Source organism: Streptomyces sp. NPDC058464, from assembly GCF_042721035.1.
Classification (GTDB): domain Bacteria; phylum Actinomycetota; class Actinomycetes; order Streptomycetales; family Streptomycetaceae; genus Streptomyces.
Genome location: NZ_JBHXMA010000023.1, coordinates 160,170 through 181,065 on the forward strand (window position 1 = coordinate 160,170; position 20,896 = coordinate 181,065).

17 protein-coding genes are annotated in these 20,896 nt (G+C 70.2%); 7 read left to right on the forward strand and 10 right to left on the reverse strand.

Annotated features, from left to right (window positions below):
* Positions 1–74 precede the first annotated feature (74 nt).
* The 4 genes from ACFWPQ_RS28755 to ACFWPQ_RS28770 form a co-directional block, all read right to left on the reverse strand.
* On the reverse strand, positions 75–4,349 hold the full coding sequence (locus ACFWPQ_RS28755) for a discoidin domain-containing protein (protein ID WP_384040754.1): 4,275 nt from the start codon (positions 4,347–4,349) through the stop codon (positions 75–77).
* Between the two features lie 541 nt (positions 4,350–4,890).
* The gene (locus ACFWPQ_RS28760; protein WP_089106991.1) at positions 4,891–5,106 is read right to left on the reverse strand and encodes a DUF4177 domain-containing protein; all 216 of its coding nucleotides are present in this window, start codon (positions 5,104–5,106) and stop codon (positions 4,891–4,893) included.
* Positions 5,107–5,213: 107 nt separating this feature from the next.
* Complete coding sequence (locus ACFWPQ_RS28765; RefSeq protein ID WP_384040758.1) at positions 5,214–5,717, reverse strand: DUF1203 domain-containing protein; 504 nt, start codon at positions 5,715–5,717, stop codon at positions 5,214–5,216.
* Positions 5,718–6,233: 516 nt separating this feature from the next.
* Positions 6,234–6,836: a winged helix-turn-helix domain-containing protein gene (locus tag ACFWPQ_RS28770; protein WP_384040761.1), complete on the reverse strand. Its 603-nt coding sequence runs from the start codon at positions 6,834–6,836 to the stop codon at positions 6,234–6,236.
* 205 nt (positions 6,837–7,041) lie between these two features.
* On the opposite strand from ACFWPQ_RS28770, the gene ACFWPQ_RS28775 reads away from it, so the two are divergent.
* Positions 7,042–9,192, forward strand: coding sequence for a SpoIIE family protein phosphatase (locus ACFWPQ_RS28775; protein WP_384040763.1), 2,151 nt, complete (start codon positions 7,042–7,044; stop codon positions 9,190–9,192).
* 33 nt (positions 9,193–9,225) lie between these two features.
* On the opposite strand, the gene ACFWPQ_RS28780 is transcribed toward ACFWPQ_RS28775, so the two are convergent.
* Positions 9,226–10,410 carry a type III polyketide synthase gene (locus tag ACFWPQ_RS28780; RefSeq protein ID WP_384040766.1) on the reverse strand — a complete coding sequence of 395 codons (1,185 nt, stop codon included), beginning with the start codon at positions 10,408–10,410 and terminating at the stop codon, positions 9,226–9,228.
* A gap of 671 nt (positions 10,411–11,081) precedes the next feature.
* On the opposite strand from ACFWPQ_RS28780, the gene ACFWPQ_RS28785 reads away from it, so the two are divergent.
* Positions 11,082–11,501, forward strand: a complete 420-nt coding sequence (locus tag ACFWPQ_RS28785) for a DUF485 domain-containing protein (RefSeq protein WP_384040769.1) — start codon at positions 11,082–11,084, stop codon at positions 11,499–11,501.
* Complete coding sequence (locus tag ACFWPQ_RS28790; RefSeq protein ID WP_384040772.1) at positions 11,498–13,114, forward strand: cation acetate symporter; 1,617 nt, start codon at positions 11,498–11,500, stop codon at positions 13,112–13,114. Before ACFWPQ_RS28785 ends, ACFWPQ_RS28790 begins: the two co-directional genes overlap by 4 nt.
* Before the next feature lie 131 nt (positions 13,115–13,245).
* Here the strand turns inward: ACFWPQ_RS28790 and ACFWPQ_RS28795 are convergent, their stop codons facing one another.
* Positions 13,246–13,452 carry a hypothetical protein gene (locus ACFWPQ_RS28795; RefSeq protein ID WP_361296809.1) on the reverse strand — a complete coding sequence of 69 codons (207 nt, stop codon included), beginning with the start codon at positions 13,450–13,452 and terminating at the stop codon, positions 13,246–13,248.
* 485 nt (positions 13,453–13,937) lie between these two features.
* Here ACFWPQ_RS28795 and ACFWPQ_RS28800 point away from each other — a divergent pair, with 485 nt between their 5' ends.
* Both ACFWPQ_RS28800 and ACFWPQ_RS28805 read left to right on the forward strand, forming a co-directional pair.
* On the forward strand, positions 13,938–14,069 hold the full coding sequence (locus ACFWPQ_RS28800; RefSeq protein ID WP_384040775.1) for a hypothetical protein: 132 nt from the start codon (positions 13,938–13,940) through the stop codon (positions 14,067–14,069).
* Entirely contained in the window at positions 14,066–14,374 is a 309-nt protein-coding gene (locus tag ACFWPQ_RS28805; RefSeq protein ID WP_384040777.1) for a hypothetical protein, read from the forward strand. Before ACFWPQ_RS28800 ends, ACFWPQ_RS28805 begins: the two co-directional genes overlap by 4 nt.
* A 254-nt stretch (positions 14,375–14,628) precedes the next feature.
* Here the strand turns inward: ACFWPQ_RS28805 and ACFWPQ_RS28810 are convergent, their stop codons facing one another.
* From ACFWPQ_RS28810 to ACFWPQ_RS28825, 4 genes are all read right to left on the reverse strand, one after another.
* Positions 14,629–15,114 carry a DUF2269 family protein gene (locus tag ACFWPQ_RS28810; protein WP_384040853.1) on the reverse strand — a complete coding sequence of 162 codons (486 nt, stop codon included), beginning with the start codon at positions 15,112–15,114 and terminating at the stop codon, positions 14,629–14,631.
* A gap of 281 nt (positions 15,115–15,395) precedes the next feature.
* Positions 15,396–16,955: an MFS transporter gene (locus tag ACFWPQ_RS28815; RefSeq protein WP_384040779.1), complete on the reverse strand. Its 1,560-nt coding sequence runs from the start codon at positions 16,953–16,955 to the stop codon at positions 15,396–15,398.
* Positions 16,952–18,382 (reverse strand): MFS transporter, encoded by a 1,431-nt coding sequence (locus ACFWPQ_RS28820; RefSeq protein ID WP_384040781.1) that lies wholly within the window; start codon positions 18,380–18,382, stop codon positions 16,952–16,954. The genes ACFWPQ_RS28815 and ACFWPQ_RS28820 overlap by 4 nt, the downstream gene beginning before the upstream one ends.
* Positions 18,383–18,522: 140 nt before the next feature.
* Positions 18,523–19,479, reverse strand: a complete 957-nt coding sequence (locus tag ACFWPQ_RS28825; RefSeq protein ID WP_384040785.1) for a GlxA family transcriptional regulator — start codon at positions 19,477–19,479, stop codon at positions 18,523–18,525.
* Between the two features lie 73 nt (positions 19,480–19,552).
* Between ACFWPQ_RS28825 and ACFWPQ_RS28830 the strand changes: the two genes are divergently transcribed.
* Complete coding sequence (locus ACFWPQ_RS28830) at positions 19,553–20,218, forward strand: HD domain-containing protein (protein ID WP_384040787.1); 666 nt, start codon at positions 19,553–19,555, stop codon at positions 20,216–20,218.
* Positions 20,206–20,886, forward strand: a complete 681-nt coding sequence (locus ACFWPQ_RS28835) for a carbonic anhydrase (RefSeq protein ID WP_384040790.1) — start codon at positions 20,206–20,208, stop codon at positions 20,884–20,886. Before ACFWPQ_RS28830 ends, ACFWPQ_RS28835 begins: the two co-directional genes overlap by 13 nt.
* Positions 20,887–20,896 lie beyond the last annotated feature (10 nt).

The following is a 20,896-nucleotide window of genomic DNA, read 5'->3' on the forward strand; positions in this document are numbered from 1 at the left end:
CGCCGCCCCGGCACGGACAGGACGGGGCCGCCCCCGACTGGGGCGGCCCCGTACCGTTCACAGCCGTTCGGGAACTACTCGATGTTGATCTTGAATGTGCTGGTCGTGTTCTTGATGTCCTGGGCGTTGCCGCTCATCCGCAGGTTGCGGAAGGTGGCCTCGCCGACGGCGGGACCCTGGCCGGGCTCGGGCAGTTCGTTGGCCCAGATGCCGAAGCCCGACTTGGCGTCGAAGGCGTCTCCGCTCTTCTTGGAGTTGGTGATGGAGATGTCGGTGAAGATGGTGTCCTTCACCGGGAACTGGGGCTGGCCGCCGACGTAGTTGGTCTGGAACATGACGCCTCCGTAGGTGGAGTCGTCGATGTCGACGTCGTTGACCCTGATGCCCTGGAAGACCTTCGAGGCGGAGAACGCCCAGATGGCGGGGAAGACCTGGGAGCCCCAGAAGTGGCCGCCCGTCCGGTCCAGGGAGACGTTCTCGATCGTCGTGGGATCGGTGCCGAAGCCGTTCATCGGGTAGCCGAAGTCCAGCGAGGAGATCGTGATGCCGGAGTAGACGAGGGTGTCGGCGACGCGGATGTTGCGGAAGGTGTTGGCGTAGCCGCCGTAGACGGCGATGCCGGCCGCGCGCCAGGTGAGGGTGGAGGTCAGGTTCTCGTAGAGGTTGTTCTTCTCGTCGGCGCCGCCGGCGTCGATGGCCGAGAAGAGGGCGAAGCTGTCGTCGCCCGTGGCGCGGGCGTCGTTGTTGACGACGTGGTTGTCCGTGGAGCCGTTCGTCATGTTGATGCCGTCGGCGAACGTGTCACGGATGCGGGAGTTGGAGATGGTCATGTTGTCGGTGTTGGCGCCCCAGTAGAGGCACACCATGTGCTCGGCCCAGATGTTGTCGATGGTGATGTTCGAGACGTTGGAGAAGTCGAAGACCTTGCCGGGTCCGTCGATCCGGGACGTGTAGTTCCCGAAGTAGGCGAAGCCGGCGAACGTCGAGCCGTTGGCGGTGGACTCGGCGCGGAAGCCGACGTCGGTGTTCTCCTGCGAGGAGGGGGCGTGGAAGCGGGTGAACCAGGGCCCGGCTCCGACGACCTTGACCGCCTTGCCGTAGACCTGGAACTTGCTGGAGGTGTCGTAGTCACCGGCGGGCAGGTAGACGCCGACGAGCTTGCCGGTGGTGTCCATGCGGACCTTGTCGAGGGCGTTCTGCACGTCCTGCTGGGTGAAGCCGGCCGGGACCGTGTAGGCGGCCGGGTCCGGGTTCGGGATCGCCGTGGCCTGTTCGGTGTTGATGAAGTCGATGGCGTAGTAGGCGGAGGTGTTGGCCGCGTCCTTCTGGAGGCGGATCTTCGAGCCGGCCGGGACGGTCCTGCCGAGCAGCAGGTTCGCCTCGTCGTAGATGTGGCGCGGGGCTCCGGAGCCGGGCGAGTTGCCGGGCGCGGTCTCGCTGCCGTAGAGCCAGGCGTACTTCGAGGTGAGGTCGATCGCCTTGAGGAACTGGCCGTCCACGTAGACGTCGAGGGTGGCGTCGGTGCCGTCCGGGATCGCGAAGCGGGTGACCAGGGTGTTGGTCGCGGCGCGGGTCGTCCACTCGACGTACTGGCCGGTGGCGTTGAGGGTGACCGCCTTGCGGCCGCTCGCCTCTCCCGCGAAGTCGCCGATGGTGCGGTTGGGGCCGACGACCTTGGCTCCGCCGCCGACGGTGCCGTCCTCGGCCTCGTACATGTCGTACGGCATGTCGGCGCCGCGGCCGACGAACAGGTTCTGTGTGGTGGTGTTGTTGGTGCGCTTGACCGGGAGTTCGTTGGTGTCGTCGGCGATGACCGTCTTGACGGTGTACTTGCCGTTGACGGCCGTCCAGGAGCCGAGGCTGATGGGTGCGGTCGTCTGACCGGAGGCGATGGTGCCGCTGTAGGAGCCGGTGAGGGTCTTGACGGTGGCGCCGTTCGCGTCCTGGACCGTCAGCGTGACGCCGTGGGCGCCGGAGGCGGAGTCCACCGTCCCCTGGTTCTTCAGGGCCACGGTGAAGGCGACGTTGTCACCGGCCGAGGCGCTGGAGGGCGTCCAGGCGACCGGGGCGGCGACCAGGTCGGAGCTGGAGACGGGTTTGACGACGAGGGCGTCGGAGCGGGTGAAGGTGTTGTTCCCCTCGTTCTGTTCGATGACCTTGTTGGACGGGTCGACCTCGGCGCCGAGCGGGTAGCTGCCCGCGTCCCGGGTGCCGATGCTCGCGGTGACCGTCGCCGAGGCGCCGGCCGCGAGGGCCGGGACGTCGGCGGTGGCCGCCTTGGTGCCGCCGAGGGTGAAGTTCAGGTCGGTGGCCTTGGACGCCTTGCTGCCGCTGTTGGTGACGGTCGCGGAGAGGCTGATGGCGTCCGACTCGACGGGGGCCGCGGGGGTGTTGGTGATGCCGGTGACCTTGAGGTCCGGGTTGGCGGCCGGGGTGCCGATCACCTGGAGCTCGCCGACCTGTCCGCCCGGGGCGCCGGTGTTGGAGGCGAACTTGAGCTGGATGTCGGCGGCGGCGCCGGAGACCGGGATGGTCACGGTGTTGCCGGTGGCCGGGTTGAACGTGTAGTCCTTCGCCGCGACGAGGCTGGTGAAGGTGGTCGCGTCCTGGTCGCGGCCGAGCACCTGGATGTTCTGGGTGCGGGTGGACCAGGCCGGGTCCGGGTTGAGTTTGACGACGACCTGGCTGAGGTCGGCGTTGGCACCCAGCTTGGTGGTGAGGGTGGCCGGGTAGGCGCCGCCCCCGCTCTCCCAGTAGGTGCCGATCTGCCCGTCGTTGGCGTTCGCGGCGACGTAGGTGAAGGTGTACGAGGAGGCCTCGATGGGCTTGCCCTGGGCGAGGTCGGAGCCGCCACCGGAGCCGGGCCGGGTGACGCTGTTGCTCGCCACCGACACGTTCGCGGCTGCGTCCTTCGCCTTCACGTAGTAGGTGACCGTGGCCGTCGCCGACGGGGTGTCGGTGTACGTCGTCACGTCGCCCGCCACGGTCTTGACGAGCTGGTCGTTGGCGTAGACGTCGTAGCCGGTGACCTGGACGTTGTCGCTCGACGCCTGCCAGGTGAGCTTCACGTCGCTGCCGGACTGCGTGTAGGCGAGGTTGCCGGGCGCCGTGGGGGCCTGGGTGTCGCCGCTCGCTCCCTTGCGGGTGACGCTGTTGCTGTTGGCGGAGACGTTGCCCGCGGCGTCCTTGGCCCGCACGAAGTACGTGATGTCGGTGCCGGCCGGCTGGGTGTCGGTGTAGGTCAGGACGTTGCCGGCGACACTCGCCCGCAGCTGGCCGTTGGCGTAGACGTCGTAGCCGGTGACGGCCGTGTCGTCGGTGGCCGCGTTCCAGGTCAGCTTGATCTGCCCGGTGGCCGGCTCGGTGTAGGCCAGGTCGGCCGGCGCGGTGGGCGCCTGGGTGTCGCCGGTGGCCGGTCCGTAGACCTCCAGCTCGGACGCCTGCCCGGCGGGCCAGCCGTCGTTGGCGGTGAACAGCGCCCGCACGTACCGGGTCGTGGTCGCGTCGAAGGAGATCGTCGCCGACTGGTCGTTGGAGCTGTTGAAGGCGTACGCCTGCGACGCCGTCAGGTCGGTGAAGTTCTGGTTGTCGGTGGAGCCCTGGATCTTGAGGGTCTGGTTACGGCTCGGCCAGCCACTGGGCAGCCGCAGCGTCACCTGGTTCACCGAGACCGACGATCCGAGGTCGACCTTGAGCCACTGCGGGAAGGCGTTGTTGGTGCTCTCCCAGTAGGTGTTGCGGTTGCCGTCACCGGCGTTGGCCGCGCCGTAGACGTCGGCGTGGCCGCTCTCGCTGAAGGGCTTGCCGAGGGCGAGGTTGGGGGTCGCGGCGGCGGCCGTGAGGACCTGCAGCTCGGCGAGCTGGGCGGTGCCGGCAACCGAGTTGGCGCTGAAGTCGGCCCGCACGTAGCGGGCGAGGGTCGCGGGGACGGCGACCCTCACGGTGTTGTCGTTGCCGGGGCTGAAGACGTACTGCGCCGACGACTTGAGCGTGGCGAAGCTCTTGCCGTCGGCGCTGCCCTGGAGCGCCAGCGTCTGCTTGCGGGTCTGCCAGTGCTCGGGCAGCCGCAGCACGACCTCGCGGATGCGCTTGGTCTTCCCGAGGTCGGTCTGGACCCACTGGGCCGACTTCTTCCCGGCCTGCCAGTAGGTGTCGGTGTCGCCGTCGGTGATGTCGGCGGCCGCGTGTGCGGCGCGGGCGCTGCCTGCCGTGGTCTTGGCGTCCGCGGCGGCGTTGGGGCCGCCGGCCGCGTGTGCGCCGACGGCGGGCAGGCCCAGAACCATGACGGCGGAGGCGAGCACGGCGGTCGCTGCGCGCCGTCTCCAGGATCTCGGCTTGTGTCGAGTCATGCGGGGGTCACTTCCTGCGGAGGCTCGCGCGCCGGTGGGGCGGCGAGGGCGGCTCGTTCCTGACGGAGTGGTGCAGAAAGGTGCGTGCGGAGCCGGTGGCGGGCGATCTCCAGGGGGCTCAAGAGGGACGCCACGCGCAGACTTTTGCATTGTTTCATCGAAATATTGCAGAGCGATGCGAGTGCGTCTACTGCCAGGACTACACAAATTTCACCAGAAACACCCACGCCTAGACGGCGGGGACGGCTTACGCATTGCTTGCGAGGCGCAGAGGCCCTCAAGGAGCGGGCATCAAAGGGCACTTCCCGTGAGTGCGCACGGCTCGGGCCTCACGCAAGCCGCACGCCACGCTTGCGTCCCGAGCCGCAAGCGAACGCAAGATACGCAAATTCTTGCGCGATTCCGCGCTGAGCCACTGAGCCGCTGAGCCGCTGAGCTCGCGCTCCTGTGGGCATGCACGAGTCCAGGTCGGGGGAACGGCGAACGCCCCCCGACCGCAGTGGGTCGGGGGGCGTTCGGTCTTTCGTCGGTCGCGCTCCGGTCAGCCGCGCGGACGCTCGAAGGTCAGGAGCAGGCCCTCGACGGCTCCGGGGCCTATGCGGCCCTTGACGTCGGCGGACGTGATGGCCTTGAGGGCCCAGCCGTCCTCGGCGTGCTTGTTGAGGACCTTCTCCAGCTTGTCGCTGTCCAGCGCGTCGCCGATCAGCGACTCCCGGAACGTGACGACCTTGTATTCGTAGGCGTAGGCACTGCTCATGACTGCGAGGTCCTCCTGCCGGCAGAGCCGGGTCGGGATGGGATTGGCCAGGGCCAGACAATCATCCCCGGGTGCCGTGACACACCGTGGGCCTCCGTTTTTCTGGTTCAGGGGCGGTCGACGCGGAACTGGTAGCAGCCGTATTCGACGGCACGCACGTGCACTTGGGCGGTCTCGGGATCCGCGAAGGCCCCGGCCAGCGCCTGCGCGAGAGCCGCCTGGGCGTCGTCCGGAAGCTCCAACATGCGGCCGCCCGTGATGCGCCCTCGGCCGTCGTAGCGGCGCAGGACGCGCAGGGCGCCCGGTCGGGCCCACGGGTAGCCGAGACTCCCGTCGGCCGGGCCGCCGCAGTCCTCAGCGTGGACGAAGACTGGTCCCTGCTCGTCGTAGGCCCCGGGGTCGGCGTCGGCCTGCGCCGCCCAACGGCGCAGCGGGGCATACGAGATCAGGGCGATCCGCTCTCCTGCGGTGCTGGACCGCAGGCAGCAGCGCAGTGGCGCGTCGCCCTCGTCGTCCGTGTACGGGTGCGGCGGACTGCCGGCGTCGTCACGGACACGAAGTTCCTTCAGGACGGCGGAGGGGATGGCGAGAGGAGGGAAGGCGGTGGTCATGGTGTTCAGCGTGCCGCGGGGCGGCTCGGGTCACCGGCGGGAATCGGACTCCGTTGTCCGGTCCGGGTCGTCCGCCCTGCCGGCGCTCCTGCTTGCGTACATCGAGCGCCCGCTGGGCCGGTTGACGGGTTGTCGGCCCTCCCGCCGTGGTGCGTGATCACTGGTGGGCCATCGGGTCAGGCGTCGCAGCGCGGCATGGGCGGGCGGACCCCAGGTGGACTTGCCGCCGGGGCGGCCGTGGACACCGGCGAATCGCACGAGCACCCCTGCCGCGCTCGTGCCGGCCATGCAGGACATAGCCCGGCTTCCGTCGAGAAGGGAGTTTCCCTCCACGTGGCGTTCGGCGGGGACCAGGGAGACGAACAGCGCGGCGTTGCACACGTCGAAGGGCACGCTCAGTGCGCCGACCGTGAACGCGACCGCGTAGAGCTGGCCGAGGCCGAGCCGGCCGAGGGCCCAGGCGGCCGGGAGGGAGACCGGGCCAGGGCCCGCCCGAGGGTGACCGCCCGGCCGCGATCACGAGTGTGGTGCTTCCGCCTCGCCCTGTGGCTGGGTACCGAACTCGCGCGCCGGGTGGCCGAAGTGGACGTACGACACCCGGCGTGCCTCGGCGGGGCGCTGCTCCGGGTGGTCGGCCCGGTGGAGGTACGGCTGGAGCAGCTCCCACACCTTCTCGTCGAGTTCCCTGAGCTCGGCGGCGGTGACGAAGATCGTGGCGTCTCCCAGGGGGGCCGCCTCCTGCCAGTCCGCGGGCTCGGTGTGCCGGCGCTCCAGCCAGTGGGTCGCCTCGGTGAAGTACCGCTCGACGATCGCGAGGCTGAGCGCGGTGGCGGCCTCCCGCACCTCGGGGTCCGCCGTGTGGCCGGGCCAGGAGGTGAAGGCCGCCGTGGCCCGCCAGGGCTTCTCCCGGCCCTGCCCCTCCCCCGTCTGCTCCGCGAGCCCGTACTTGGCCAGCATCCGCAGGTGATAGGAGCAGCCGGCCACCGACTCCCCCGTCAGCTCGGCGGCCCTGGTGGCCGTGACCGCGCCTTCCCTGCGCAGCAGCCCGATCAGGGTCAGGCGGAACGGGTGGGCGTACGCCCGCAGCGCGCGCGGGTCGGTGAGCTGTCGCCGGTCCATGAGGTAAAGGTATCTTTCTAAAGAAACCTTTACAATCCCCGGCGTTACTCACGGCTTGTGTTCTTTTGATCACTTTTGCCCCTTCGATGGTCCGGGTATTTGTGTTACTCATGAGATGTGCGGTCGAGGGTTCTCAGGGCTCGACCGCAGGGACTCGGGAAGATCTGCCGGTACGCGCCGGAGTCAGGCGAACTGTGTGAGCCGCATGGACCCCACACCCTCCTCTGCTTCGCCGTTCGACACGGTCAGCGGCGCGCTGGGTGACTACATCCCGAAAGGCGGAGCAAGAGCGGCGGGCGAGCGGCCTCTGCGTCGGCTCTCGGGGGCCGGCGGGGAGGCCGAAGGCGGGGAGCAGATCCTCGGGGTGGTCAGTCTCGGCCGGGATCTGAGGATCAGCGGCTCCAATCTGGACGCCGCTCCCTTCGCGGGGGTGACCGCCGCGCCGGGGGCCGCCTTCGCCGATCTGCTGCCGCCCGGGGATGTTCCGATAGTGGTGAAGCGGCTTCGCCGGGTCCTGGAGACGGGAGAGGCGCACGTGGCCCGGGTCCAGCGGCTTCGGCGCGACGACGGGACCGAGCTGGTGGTCTCGATGAGCATCCTGCCCGCCGCACCACCGCTGGACGGTCTGACCGTCTCCCTGATCGCCATGGCCAAGCGACTGCACCTGTACGCCTCCGCCACCGCGATCGGGACGTCCCTGGACATCGGGGAGACCGCGCAGTCGCTGGCCCAGTCCCTGCTGGCCTGGGGGGAGGTCGCCGCCGTCAACCTCGACTACGCCGTGTGGACGGGCGAGGCGCTCACCGAGCAGCCGCAGGAACGGATCCGGCTGCGGCGGGCCGCCCTGGTCCCGGACCGGGCCTGGCCCGAGGGATACCTGACTCCCGGGGACAACCTTCCGCGCGAAGCGAGCCGCCTGCTGGCCGGTGCGGTCATGCGCGACGACGTTCCGCAGGCCGTCGTCCTTCGCGACCGTGCGGCGATCGAGCGGGTGCTCGACGATCCGCAGCTGGTGCGCGCCTTGGTGCCCGGCGACCGACCGGTGAGTGTCGCCTGCATACCGCTGGTCGTGGAAGGACCCGAAGGCCTGCCCAGGCCCATCGTGCTGGGCGTGACGGAGGTCTGGCGACGGCCGGACAACCTCTTCCGCGACGGTGAGCTGCTCGACCTGCAGGAACTCGTGGCCAAGACCGCCCGGCACGTGGACCTGGCTCGGCAGCACCAGCGTGAGCACGCCCAGGTGCTGGCCCTGCAGCGCCGGCTGCTGCCGCGGGCCGGCAGCGACACCATCGAGGTCGCCAGCGTCTACGAGCCCACCACCCCGGACAGCGCGGGCGTCGGCGGCGACTGGGTGAACAGCTTTCCGCTGCCCGGGGACCGTACCGCGCTGGTGGTCGGCGACGTAGTGGGGCACGGTCTGGGGGCCGCGGCGGCCATGGGCCAGCTGAGCATGGAGGCCCGGGCGCTGCTGTCGGCGGGGCTGGGCCCCGGGGAGGTGCTGGAGCGGCTGGACGAGACGGTCACGCTTCTGGACGACACGGACGCGGGGCTGGCGGCCGGGTACAGCGCGCTGGGCTCGACCTGCTGCATCGCGGTCTACGACCCGGTCGACCACCGGTTGCAGATCTCCAACGCCGGCCACCTGCCCCCGGTCCTCGTCCATCCCGACGGGTCCGCCGAGACCGTCGCGGGGCAGCCGCACCCGGCCCTGGGCGCCGAGTTCGTCGTGCGGGAGCCGTTCGAGGTGCACGAGTTCACCGTGCCGCCCGGCTCGCTGCTCGTCCTCTACACCGACGGTCTGGTGGAGGATCCGGCGGCGTCGATCGACGAGGGCATCGGCCGGCTGACGGGCGTGGTGCGCGAGGTGCACCCCTGGGACGATCTGCAGCAGGCGGCGCGAGGTGTGGTCGCCGCGCTGGCCCCGAAGGAGCCCCTGCGCGACGACGTCACGCTGCTGCTCGCCCGGATGGCCGGCCGCCGCAGCCGGGACACCGCCACCTGGCACCTGCCCGCCCGCGACGACACGCCCGCCCGGGCCCGCTCCCTGACCGCTCCCCTCCTGCGCCGCTGGCACATCGGCGAGCAGGTCCGCGACAACGCGCTACTGGTGATCAGCGAACTGGTCACCAACGCCGTCCGGTTCGGCACCGGGCCCGTCACGGTGCGGCTGGTGCGGGCCGGCAGCCGGCTCACCTGCGAGGTCGGCGACACCGGCAACGGCCGGCCGCGCCCGCACCAGGGTGACCTGCTCGAGGACACCGGGCGGGGTCTGCACGTCGTGCACAAACTGACCGCGCGCTGGGGGGTGCGGTGGACCGACACCGGCAAGGCAGTCTGGGCGGAACTGGAGGGATAGCGCCCGGGCCGGAACGGGAGGGGCGGGCTGCGGCTACAGCCACTCCCCCTCGACGGCCGTGGCCGTCAGTCCGGGCGCCGCGGCGTACAGCACCGTACGGCTGCCCGACTTCTGCCCGTCGTCGTGCGCGCGGCGCAGGATGTCGAGTACGGCGGCACCGCCGCGGTTGCCCGTGGTGTAGCTGTCCCGGCTGTAGGCCAGGAGTCCCTCCGGCCAGTCGTCGGGCATGGTCTGTTCCATGTACTCCAGCACGCGCGTACCGCCGGGATGCGCGAGCAGCAGATCGGGATGCCAGGGGCGGTCGTCGTCCTGGTGGCGGGCCTGCAGCCACTTCCACATCTCGGCCACCGTCTCCTGTACGGCCCGCGGCCCGCGGCGGTCCATAACGAAGTGCGTGCCGTCCTCCCGGGTCACCAGCCGGTGCAGGTCCATGGTGCCGGGCAGGGTGTGGTGCCAGACCGCGTCCAGTCGCAGAATCGATTCCGCCCTGGGGCGGCCGGTGACCACCACGGCGACGGCGGTGTCCGCGAACAGCAGCCGGACGATCAGCGATTCCAGGGTGTCGTCGGCGGGCTGGTAGGTGGTGCTCAGCGCCTCCGCTATCACGACCAGCACGACCCGGTCGGGGTCCGCGGCGACCAGGTCGGCCGCCAGGGCCAGCGAGCGGGTGCCGGCGATGCAGGCCCACTGGGTGGCCGGCAGCAGCAGTACGTCGCCGCGCAGGTCGAGGCGGTTGAGCAGGGACAGGTCCAGCCCCGGCAGGGCCGGGGTGGTGGAGTGACTGGTGATCAGGCAGTCGACGTCGGCGGCCTCCAGTCCGGCGGTCCGAAGGGCTTCGCGGGCCGCGCGCTCCGCGTACGTCTGGACGGCGGCCCAGGCCGGCGCGGTGCGCTCCTGGACGGTCTGCGGCGCCGGTATCGCCTCCAGCGCGGCGATCGCGCGGTTCACCTCGCCGTCGGTGAATCCGCTGCGGGCCAGCGCCGTTCGGGCCGGGCCGGCGCCCGGAATTCGCAGGCCCGGCCCGCTGCCGGGGGCTGCGGCCGCCGCCAGCGGCAGCATCCACCCGCGGGACTCGATCCCCGTGCTCGCGGCGATGCCGTCGATCCGGGGCAGCCACGGCGCCTGCGGATGCCGACCGCGCACCTCCGCGAGGATCTCGTCGGTCTTCACGACATGTTCGCCTTGCATGACGACTGGAGGACACAGATAGGCGCCCATAACACGCATCTTTCGCAGAAAGCTCATAAATGAGGTGAAGTGTCCGAAACCTGCCTGATTTTGCCGAGCGGGGTCAAGACGCTGTCATTGCAATGTACTTCGCATTCGACAACTTCAGCTCTGCCCCATGTGCCGCGAAAGCCTTGGCGGTTCGGTTCGGCGTTGGCGCGGCAGGGGTACGCGATCACCCGTCCGAGATCGTTGCCGAGCAAACTCCTTACGCCCTGGACCAGTTGGGCGGAGTCCGGGTCGAGGCGCCGACCGAGACCCACGCCACCCATGAGGTGCGTCACAGCCGCGCCCCTCACGGCCGGGCCAACCGGCGGGCGCGCCGGGGCTCATGGGGTGTGCGACGGCGCACTTCTCGAAGTGGTCGCGCCACCCCGCACTCCGCCCATGCTTCATCACCTCCCGCCGGAGATCCCAACGTCAGCCCCACGTGCCGAGGAGGGCCCCCGGCAACTCCGGCCGGACCTCTGGCGGACCGCGCCCACGCCGGGGATCATGGCGCCCTGCTCACCCGACCGCTCCCCCACGAGACGGCGTCCTCAACGACCGGCGCATACGGCCTTCCACGACCTCCTGGCCGCACGGTGTGCGGCTGCCCGAACCGCCCTCCCCGCCCACAGCCCGCCACGGCCGGGCCCGGTCCCCATCGAGGAGTCGTCGAAATGTCCCATGATGTCCCGGATTTACCACCGGAGCGGCTCCTTCACGACCGCCCGTCCCCAACCTGGTCGACCGGCGACGAGCCGTACGGCGCCCGTCCGGCGGGTCCTCGCTCCGGCGCCCACCGCACTCTGCGCCTGCTGCGCCGGGCATACCGCTGGCACCGCCGGGTGGCGACCGTCACCGCGCTCGGCTACTTCGCCGCCTTCCTCACCCTGACCGTCAAGGCGCCTTCCCTGATGGCCCGCCCCGGCCCGGGCGGCCTGCCCACCGGGCTGCTCCTGGCCCTCGCCCAGATTCCCGTGACCTGGCTGGCGGTCCTCGTCCACGAGGCCGCCGCGCACCGCTTCGTGGATCCCCTGGCGCGCCGGGCCCGCCGTCAGGCGCGCGTGTCCGTCGCGGACCGGGAGCGGACGTCGTGACCGGGCTGGGCGGAACCGCCCAGTCCTGGTCCCTCGTCGCGTTCTGCTCGGTGGTCGCCCTCACCCTGCTGCTGTGCGTGCTCACCGGCCCGGAGGCGGACGACCTCGCCGAGTTCTACACCGGCTACCGGTCCCTCTCGCCGTTGCGCAACGGGCTGGCCGTCGCCGGTGACTACATCTCCGCCGCGACCGTCCTCACCATCGGGGGGATCATCGCCCTGTGCGGTTTCGACGGCATCGTCCTGGCCCTCAGCGCCCTGCTGTCGCTGCTGTTGCTGATGTTCCTGCTGGCCGAACCCCTCCACAACACCGGCCGCTACACGATGGGCGACGCGCTGGCCCGCCGCCATCCGGCCCGGTCGGTACGCGTCACGGCCTGCCTGGTCACCCTCGCCGCCCTCGTCCCTATGATGGTCGTCCAGCTCGCCGGGGTCGGTGAACTCCTGGCATACGTCCTCGGGTTCACCGACCCCGGCATGAAGAACGGGTGCATCGCCGGGGCCGGTGTCCTCATGATCAGTTATGCCGCGCTGGGCGGGATGCCCGGGACCGCGCTGGTCCAGATCATCAAGACCGTGGCGCTGCTCGGCTCCGGGCTGGTCGTGAGCGTGCTGATCCTGCGCGCGTTCGACTGGCAGCCCCAGGCGCTGTTCCACGCGGCGGCACGGCGGAGCGGGGCGGGCGACGCCTACCTGACCTGGGGGCTCCAGTACTCCAGCAGCCCGCATCCGGCCCTGGACATGGCCAGTACCCAGTGCGCCATCGTGCTGGGCGGCGCCTGCCTGCCGCACGTCACCATGCGGATGTACACGGCGGGCACGCCGCGCCAGGTCCGCCGCGCTATGTCCTGGGCGGTCTCCTCGGTGACCCTGTTCATCCTGATGCTCACGCTGGTCTGCACCGGCGCGACCGCGCTGGTCGGGCACGACCGCATCGCCGCCGCCGACGCGCACGGCACCACCGCCTACCTGCTCGGCGCCCGTGCCGCGTTCGGAACCGGCCTGTCCCGGCCGGAGAGCCTGCTCTTCGCGACCGTCACGACGGCCGTCTTCCTCACCCTGCTCGCCTCCGTCGCGAGCATGACGCTGGCCTGCGCCAACACCCTCGCCCACGACCTGACCGCGTCCCGCGCCACGCCCTGGGCGCCGGCCCGGGAACTCGCGCTCGCCCGGTGCAGTGCCCTGGCCGTCGGCGTCCCCACCGTGCTCCTGGCCGTCGTCGCCCAACGGCGCAGCCTTCAGCCCCTGGCGACGGTCTCCTTCACCCTCGGCGCCTCCGCCATCGCCCCCGCGCTCCTCTACACCCTCTTCTGGCGCCGTTACACCCGCACCGCGCTCCTGGCCACCCTCGTCGTGGGCTCGCTGAGCGTGCTCGCCCTGACCCCCGGCACCACCCTGGTCTCCGGGACACCGCTGTCCGCCTTCCCGGACGCCGACTTCGCCTGGTTCCCCTACAACACGCCCGCGCTCGTCTCCGTGCCGGCGGGCTTCCTCGCCGGCTGGCTCACCACCGTCCTGGCCGGCCGGCGGGCCGCCGACCGCGAACGCAACCGCTACGCGTCCCACGAGCACCGCCTGCTCACCGGCCCGCCGCCACGCCACTCGGCACAGTAGGGCCGACGGGCCCCGGCCCGGGGGCGGTAGGCCGAGAAAGGCCCTGGCTCCGGGTCGGGGGCGAGTCGGGTCAGGTCCGGGGAAGGGGTCGGGGAAGGGACGGAGTCGGGAGTGGCGCGGACGGGCAGCGCCTACCTGGCCGGGGGCGGGTCCTGCAGGCCGGCGGTCATGGAGGTGGCAGCCGCGTTGAGACCGGCAACCGCAGCCTTGGGCAGCGCCCCGGCGACCTTGGTGGCGAGGTCACGGGGCTGGTGGGGGGCAGATCCGTCCGCGTGGGCGGGGGCGGCGAGCGCCAGGCCCGTCAGGGCGAGCGCGGTGGCAGTGATGATCCTCTTCATGCCCTGAGGAACGACCGTCTCCCGCCGGGGACACGACCGGCGGCGCCTCACCTCGGAACACGGCCCCGACCCCGGGCAGCGGCCGTGGCCCGGCGGGACCGGTCTGGATGCCGGAGAGCGGGGCCGGGCAGGGCCGCCACCGGTTACGCGGCCCGGGCGCTGGGGGGCCGGGAGCACAGTGGGCGCCTCGCTCCCGCAGGGTCTCCCGTTCCGTCGCGGCCGGAGGGCTCCGGACAAGGCCGCCACGTCCGCGGCCCTGTACACCGGTACATCACCGCCCGGCAGGCCCGCCAGATCCTCACCAACCCTCAACCGGCCGTCTACGGCAACCCCAACGCGCTGTTGACGTGCGTATACAAGCGCGACAAAGCCCCTGCACCATCGCGGCATCAAGGACGCCCCCCCGTCTCGACGAGTGCCTCCCCACCTGCGCGAACATTGCCCGCACCGATCAACACGCCGCCGGTCTCCGGCACCGCGCCACCGTGCTCGATCAGCGGGCAGCCCACGTCCCCGGGCCGCTCGGCGAGCGGCTGCACGGCAACGCCGAACGCCTGCGCGACCTCGCCGACACACACCACCGCACCCGTATCACCCTCCAGGACGGAACCGCGTGACCCCCGCACCCGACGAACGCGACCGTATCCGCACGGCCATGAACCGCATCCTGCACGCGCAGGTCGGAGCCCTCGGAGAAATCCCGGACTCCGAGATCCGCCTGCGCAACCAGATCGTCAAACTGAAGGAACTCCGCCAGCAGGACGCCACGGAGCCGGCCCAGCTGCGCACCGACGTCGACCACCTCGTACGCGCCGTCAACCAGCTGACCATGAAGAACCGGCAACTGCGTGGTGCGCTGTCCCAACCCCGAATCGCCGTCGCGGCATTACCGCCCCAACCGCGCTCCGACCGGATCTCGTGATTCCGTTCAAGGGCCCGCTGGATCTTTCAAAGACCGAAGATGCAAGGACGCGCGCCAGCCGCCGCCCTGATGAGAAACAAGGTCGTAGACAGGGTCTGCTCCTGTCCGTTGCCCGGCGTCGGCGGCTCTCGCATGCGGAAGACCCCCTCTGGGATCAGTCCCGTTTGCCCTGGGGCTCCCCCGCAGGCTGTCGCACAGCGCGGCCACGCCAACAGCACCGGCAGAACGCGGAGTTCACTTCGGCGGCTGAGACGTCATACGCCTGTCGTCGAGCCGGGGCGGACGATCATCAGGACCACCACGACCAGCCACACTAGGGCGAACAGACCGGTGATCATCGACAGGCGGGGCAGCCTGGCGATCAGTGACTCTGTGGCGCTCTGCGTCGGGTCGGACCTGTCGAGCTGGTTGACCACGTTGTCCTGGGTGCCGAGCACCGCGATACCCAACAGGACGGCGGCCACCGCTGTCAAAGCCATGGAGGCGATGAGCCAGGCGCTGCCCATCACGCCCATCACCTGGGCGGTGCCGACACCGAAGGCCGGGACGGAGATACCGGCCACGGCGTAGACCCGGCAGATCCGGTGCAGCAGCCGTACCGCACTCTTGGCCGACTGCTGCTCGGGTCCGTCGGCCAGGGCCTGGCGCGCGAAACGCGGGAACAAGCTCGCCGCGACGGTGACTGGTCCGATGAGCAGGATCGCCCCCAACACGTGGACGCTGAGCAGGAATTTGGCCATGCCGATGTCTCTCTTTCGCGCCTTCGCGCGCACGCTGGCGCGGAGCGTCAGGCTCACGGTTTCAGTCTGGCTTGGACCGGGCCGACGGGATCACGGCACCGCCAGGAGGGCCGGCCGTCCGGAAGGCCGGCCGTCATCCTGACCGGTGCTCGGTTCGTGGGCAGTGCCGGTGTTGATGCTTGAGCTGTTCAGCGGTCAACACCGGCTGTTCGGGGACGGTTGTACGGCCAGCGGTCCTGCAGGCACCTCACACGTCCCGTCGGCGTACTACCGCTCACGCATCAGTGGATGTCCGGGGACTGGTGAACCTTCTGGCGGACGAACAGTGCCGCAGGCACGGCCATGGCGATCAGTACGACTCCGCCTATGACGTTGCCCAGGTGCACGGCGTCGGTGAACGCCCTCGGTACCGCCGTTCCCACCACCCGGGCGAGGGAAGCGGGGAGGTCCGCTCCGCCACCCCCGTGTGACGCGCCCTCCACGATCCGGTCCGCCCGCGGCGAGGGGATGCCTGCCTCGATGAGGCGGTCGTGCAGGTTCCGGGGGAAGCGGCTGGTGACGATCGTTCCGAGCACGCTGGGGCCGAGCACGGTTCCCAGCTGACGGGCCATGTTCACCGCTGCCGATGCCATGCCCTCCTGCTCCGGCGGGACGCTGTTGACCGCGGCGGCCGTCGAAGGCGCCGTCAGGAGGCCCGCGCCGATGCCGGCGACGACCAGTCCCGGCCACATCGCCCCATAGCCTCCCGAGGCGTCGGTCGCGAGCAGAGCGAGGGAACCGGCGCCGATCAGGAGCAGACCCGCGGTGATCAAAGGGGTCAGGCCGATCCGGCGTACCAGCACCCTGGCCGCGAGCACGGTGACCAGGAGGAATGTTCCGAACAGCGGCAGCAGGCGAACGCCGACGTCGACGGGGCTGGTCTGTCCTACACGTTCCATGTAGAGCACGCTGAGCAGGGCGACGCCGACCAGTCCGAAGACGCTGACAGCGGCGACGCCCATCACGGCGGAGAAGGAGGCGCTGCGGAAGAGCCTCAGGTCCAACATGGGGTCGGGGTTGCGGAGTTCCACGCGTACGAACAGGAACAGGGATGCGGCGAAGACCACGTACATGGTGAGGATCGGTGCCTTGGTGTATCCCGTGGAGCCGCCCTGGATGATCGCGTAGGTGGCCGAGGCCGTCATCACCGTGCCGAGGACGAGACCCGCGAGGTCGGGCTTGCGCGTGGGGTGCCTTGACTCGGCCACGAAGGCCGGCGCCAGAAGGATGGCCGCGCCGGCGATGACGATGTTGGCGAGGTAGACGGCGTGCCAGGAGAAGTGTTCGAGCAGGGCTCCGGCGAGGATCGGGCCTACGGCCAGGCCCACTCCGGAGCACGCGGCCCAGATGCCGATCGCGGCGGTGCGCTCGTGCGGGTCGGTGAAGGTGGCGCTGACGATCGCCAGGCTCGTCGGCAGTACGGCCGCCCCGCCGAGGCCCGCGATGGCCTGCGCGGCGATGAGCATGCCGGCGCTGTCGGCGAAAACGGCGAGCACGCTGCCGGCCAGGAAGACGGCGGTACCCAGGCTGAACACGCGCCGGCGCCCCACGAGGTCACCGAACGTTCCCGCGGACATCACGAAGCTCACGACGGCGAGGCTGTACGCGCTGGTGATCCACACGAGCGTGCTCGCGGTCACCTGCAGGTCGGTCTGTATGTCGCCCAGGGCCGAGATGGTGGAGGTGACGTCGACGAAGGCCATCATCACGCCGAGGCAGACCACCAGGAGGCCGAGCCAGCGGGACCGCCCGCCGTCGGCGCCCGCGGCGCGGGAAGCCTGAGCGGGAACGGACGCCGTCATCGGACCACTGCCTTCTTCTGCGATACGCCCAGCGACACCACGCCCGCGACGGCCATGAGTGCCATCGTGACCAGCCACGCGTGTCGGTAGGTGTTCAGGGAGGCGCCACCGGAGGCGGTGCCGAGCATGGCGACCAGGATGCTGATGCCGACGACCGAGCCGATCTGCGTCGACATGGTCACGATGGCGCTGCCGGTGGCGGCCTCCTCGGGACGCAGACCGACGGTCGCGGAGGAGACGACGGTCGGGAGCGCCAGCCCTGCGCCGAACCCGAAGAGCAGCCAGCAGGGGAAGGCTCCGGAAAGGTAGTTCGGGTCGTCGTGCAGCAGGAGAACGAAGAGCAGGATGCCGACGGAGGCGATCGCGCTGCCGACCGCCGCGACGACACCGGCCGGGATCCGGAACCGGCGCTGGAGGGTCTCGCTGATGGTGGCGGCCACCGCGAAGCCGATCGGGCCGGGAAGACTGGCACATCCGGTCTTGATGGCGGAGTAGTGCCAGTGGTTCTGCATCCAGAGGATCGACGACAGCAGGAGGCTGCCGAACGAGGCCACTTGCAGCATGCCGGCCAGGTTCGCGGAGGCGAAGATCCGGTCACGGAAGAGCGAGAGGTCGACCACGGGCACCTGGTGCCGTGACGAGCGGAACAGGAACGCCAACGTCCCGACCGCTGCCACGGCCAGGGACGTGACGACCCGGGTGTCCGACCAGCCCCAGTCGGGTGCCTTCACGATGCCGAGTGCCAGCGCGCCGACCATGACGATCAGCAGGACGCCGCCGAGCAGGTCGGGGATGCGGGCGTCCTGTTCGTGCTTGGCGTTGGAGATGAGCCGGGCGGCCAGCGCGATGGCGAGCAGTCCGAACGGAATGTTCACCAGGAACAGCCACCGCCAGGATGCCTGGACCAGCAACCCGCCGAAGATCGGTCCGCACACCCCGGACAGCGAGCCCGCGGTAAACCAGATCTTGACGTACCGCTCCACCTTGTCGGCGGGTGCGCTCGTCAGGACCAGACCGAGGCTGGCGGGGGTCAACAGCGCTGCGCCCACCGCCTGGAGGGCACGGAAGACGACCAGCACCCACACATCGCCGGCCAGCGCGGCCCCGAGGCTCGCCGCAACGAAGACACCCATACCGAGAAGGAAGCCGTTCTTACGTCCGAAGCGGTCGGCGAGCCGTCCGGCAGGGACGAGAAGGGCGGCGAAGACGATCGCGTAGCCGTTGAGCACCCAGCTCAGGTCCGACAGAGAGGTCGAGCCCACGCCCTGGCCGATGTTCGGCAGTCCGACGTTGGTGATCCATACGTCGAGCTGGCCGAGGAAACTCGCCATGGCCAGCACGGCGAGGATGAGAGCCGGACGGGTGTTCGAGGAGCCTTCACCTCCCTCGTGCGTCAGCGGAGGTGCCATCTGATCTTGCGAAGACATGCGTCTTGTCCGTTCCGTGGGCTTTGAGGGGTGCCGAGAGCGGCTGGCGGCATAGTTCTGGACCGCTTCGTCAAGAACCCTATGGACTTCTGGAACGACCTGTCAAGAATGCTGGGAGGGCCCGCCCACCGGGCGTGCCGTCATGTCTGCACCGACTCCGCCTTGTGGCGGAACACGGCCCGGTACTCCTGGGGAGAGGTGCCGAGATGCCGGTGGAACGCGGCCCGCAGGGAGGCGGGAGCACCGAAGCCGGTGAGGCGGCCGACCTGCTCGACGGGAACGGCGCTCGCCTCCAGCAGTTCGCGTGCCCGGTCGATACGCGCATCGGTCAACCAGGCCATCGGCGTGGTGCCGGTCTCCTCGCGGAAGCGGCGGATGAAGGTCCGCCGGGACATATGGGCCCGCTCCGCGAGGTCGTCCACAGTGAAGGTGGCCGCGAGGTTGTCGAGCATCCACTCACGCAGGGGAGCCAGTTCGTCCCCGCTGGCCTCGGGGCGGAACTGTTCGATGAACTGCGCCTGGCCTCCCCGTCGCCGTGGCGGCGCGACGAGGTCCCGGGCACGGATGTTCGCCGCCGCCGCGCCCAGGTCGGTGCGGATCAGGTGCAGGCACAGATCGATCCCAGCCGTCACACCGGCAGAGGTGAGGATGTCTCCGTCGTCGACGTAGAGCTGGTTCGGCAGGACGTCGATGCGCGGGTAGCGCCGTCGCAGTTGCTCTGCGTGCCGCCAGTGCGTGGTGGCGGGGCGCCCGTCGAGCAGTCCGGCCGCGGCGAAGGCGAAGACCCCGGTACAGATGGAGACGAGCCGGGCGCCCCGGGCGTGGGCCGCCCGCAGCGCGGCCAGGAGCTCCGGTGAATGGGGGATGTCGATGTCGTCGTAGCCCGGGACGATCACGGTGTCGGCGTCCGCCAGCGCTTCGAGGCCGGCGGTGACCGTGATCGCGAAGCCGGATCCGGGCACGGGTCCGGGCCCGCTCTCCGCGCACACGGTCAGCTCGTAGTGCAGGTCCGTCGAGAAGATCTGCGTCGCGGCGCCGAACTCGAGCGCGAGCACTCCGGGCAGTACGAGCACGGCGACATGGTGTCTGTTCGTCATAGTGGCACGACGGTAGCGATGCATGGCATCAGTGCCACTTTTCGCGCCGGAACCGCTTTCGTAGCGTCGAGGCATGACCGACATCCCCACCCTCTCGGACAGGCTGCACGACGGCGTACTCGCTCTCCCCTCCGGTCCGCTCGTCGAGGCGAGCCTCGCTGCCGCCCGCGCGGCGGTGCATCCGTCCGTGCTGAACCACTGCATCCGCGGCTTCTACTGGTCCCGCCTGTTCGCCGCCCACGAGGGGGTCCTGAACGACGCGGACTACGACGAGGAGCTGCTCTTCGCCGCCAACGTGCTGCACGACCTGGGCACCGGGCCGGACGCACCGGGCCTGCTCCGGTTCGAGATCGAGAGCGCCGACCTCGCGGCCGCCCTGCTGACCGGTCTCGGCGCCCCGACCGGGGATGTCGACAAGGTCTGGGAGGCCATCGCCCTGCACACCACTCCGCAGATCCCCGAACGCCTGGGGCTGCTCACCCACCTGACCTACGAAGGCATCTGGGTGGACTTCGGCAAGAACGCCGGCCTCGTGGCCGCGGAGCAGAAGCAGATCCACGCCGCGTATCCGCGGCTGCGGATGGCCCATCATCTGGCCGAGGAAGTGCTTGCCCACGGTGCCCGCTCCGAGACAGCCGCGCCTCCCTACGCGCTCGCCTTCCATCTCGCGCAGGAGCGGGCGGCGGACGGCGTCACGACCATGGAGCGGGGCGTGCTCGACGGGCCGTGGGGCGAATAGCCGTCATTGAACCTTTCCAGGCTTCCCGAGAAAGCCGGGAGGTCGACCACGAGAATGAGAAGCGGAGTCAAGCAGTGTCGGATTTTGCGGAGTTCACGTTCCGAGCGCAGCCGGGTTTCGACGAGGCCGTGGCTCGGGAGATCGTCACCGGTTCGATTCCCGTCAGGACGATCGTCATGTATTGCTTCGACCCGCGGGCGGCCGGGGCCGCCCAGGCGGTGGCCGATCACTTCGGCGACGAGGTCTACCCGGGTGAACTGCTCCTCAGTGAGACCGGCAGGAGGATCGGTTCCACGGCGACGGTGTTCCCCCTGATCGTCGGGGGCGGTCGCGCGGCAGACGCCCTTCGTTCGATCACGGTCTCCCAACACCTCTTCGGAATCGAGCGCGTTGTCGTCGTCCACCACTCCTTCTGCGGCGCCACCTCCTTCACTGCGGAGGGAATCACCTCCGCATGGAAGGAGGAACAGCACTCCGACATCTCGTCGTTGTACGACTGGGACGGCATCGCCATCACCGACTTCGAAAAGTCGCTCAACCACGACGTGAGCCTGATCCGCAACAGCCCGGGCACCCCGAAGCACGTGGAGATCTACGGCCTTTTCTACGACATCGATTCCGGCGAGCTGACCGAACTCGTTCGCGACGTTCCCGCCGAGGCTGCGTAGCTGGCGAACG

Coding starts and splice junctions, on each gene's coding strand:
- ACFWPQ_RS28765 (WP_384040758.1), bottom strand. CDS start 5,717: ATGACCACCGCCTTCCCTCCTCTCGCCATCCCCTCCGCCGTCCTGAAG.
- ACFWPQ_RS28780 (WP_384040766.1), bottom strand. CDS start 10,410: ATGGGCGCCTATCTGTGTCCTCCAGTCGTCATGCAAGGCGAACATGTC.
- ACFWPQ_RS28810 (WP_384040853.1), bottom strand. CDS start 15,114: ATGGCCAAATTCCTGCTCAGCGTCCACGTGTTGGGGGCGATCCTGCTC.
- ACFWPQ_RS28770 (WP_384040761.1), bottom strand. CDS start 6,836: ATGGACCGGCGACAGCTCACCGACCCGCGCGCGCTGCGGGCGTACGCC.
- ACFWPQ_RS28830 (WP_384040787.1), top strand. CDS start 19,553: ATGACCGACATCCCCACCCTCTCGGACAGGCTGCACGACGGCGTACTC.
- ACFWPQ_RS28825 (WP_384040785.1), bottom strand. CDS start 19,479: ATGACGAACAGACACCATGTCGCCGTGCTCGTACTGCCCGGAGTGCTC.
- ACFWPQ_RS28760 (WP_089106991.1), bottom strand. CDS start 5,106: ATGAGCAGTGCCTACGCCTACGAATACAAGGTCGTCACGTTCCGGGAG.
- ACFWPQ_RS28815 (WP_384040779.1), bottom strand. CDS start 16,955: ATGACGGCGTCCGTTCCCGCTCAGGCTTCCCGCGCCGCGGGCGCCGAC.
- ACFWPQ_RS28820 (WP_384040781.1), bottom strand. CDS start 18,382: ATGTCTTCGCAAGATCAGATGGCACCTCCGCTGACGCACGAGGGAGGT.
- ACFWPQ_RS28775 (WP_384040763.1), top strand. CDS start 7,042: ATGGACCCCACACCCTCCTCTGCTTCGCCGTTCGACACGGTCAGCGGC.
- ACFWPQ_RS28795 (WP_361296809.1), bottom strand. CDS start 13,452: ATGAAGAGGATCATCACTGCCACCGCGCTCGCCCTGACGGGCCTGGCG.
- ACFWPQ_RS28785 (WP_384040769.1), top strand. CDS start 11,082: ATGTCCCATGATGTCCCGGATTTACCACCGGAGCGGCTCCTTCACGAC.
- ACFWPQ_RS28755 (WP_384040754.1), bottom strand. CDS start 4,349: ATGACTCGACACAAGCCGAGATCCTGGAGACGGCGCGCAGCGACCGCC.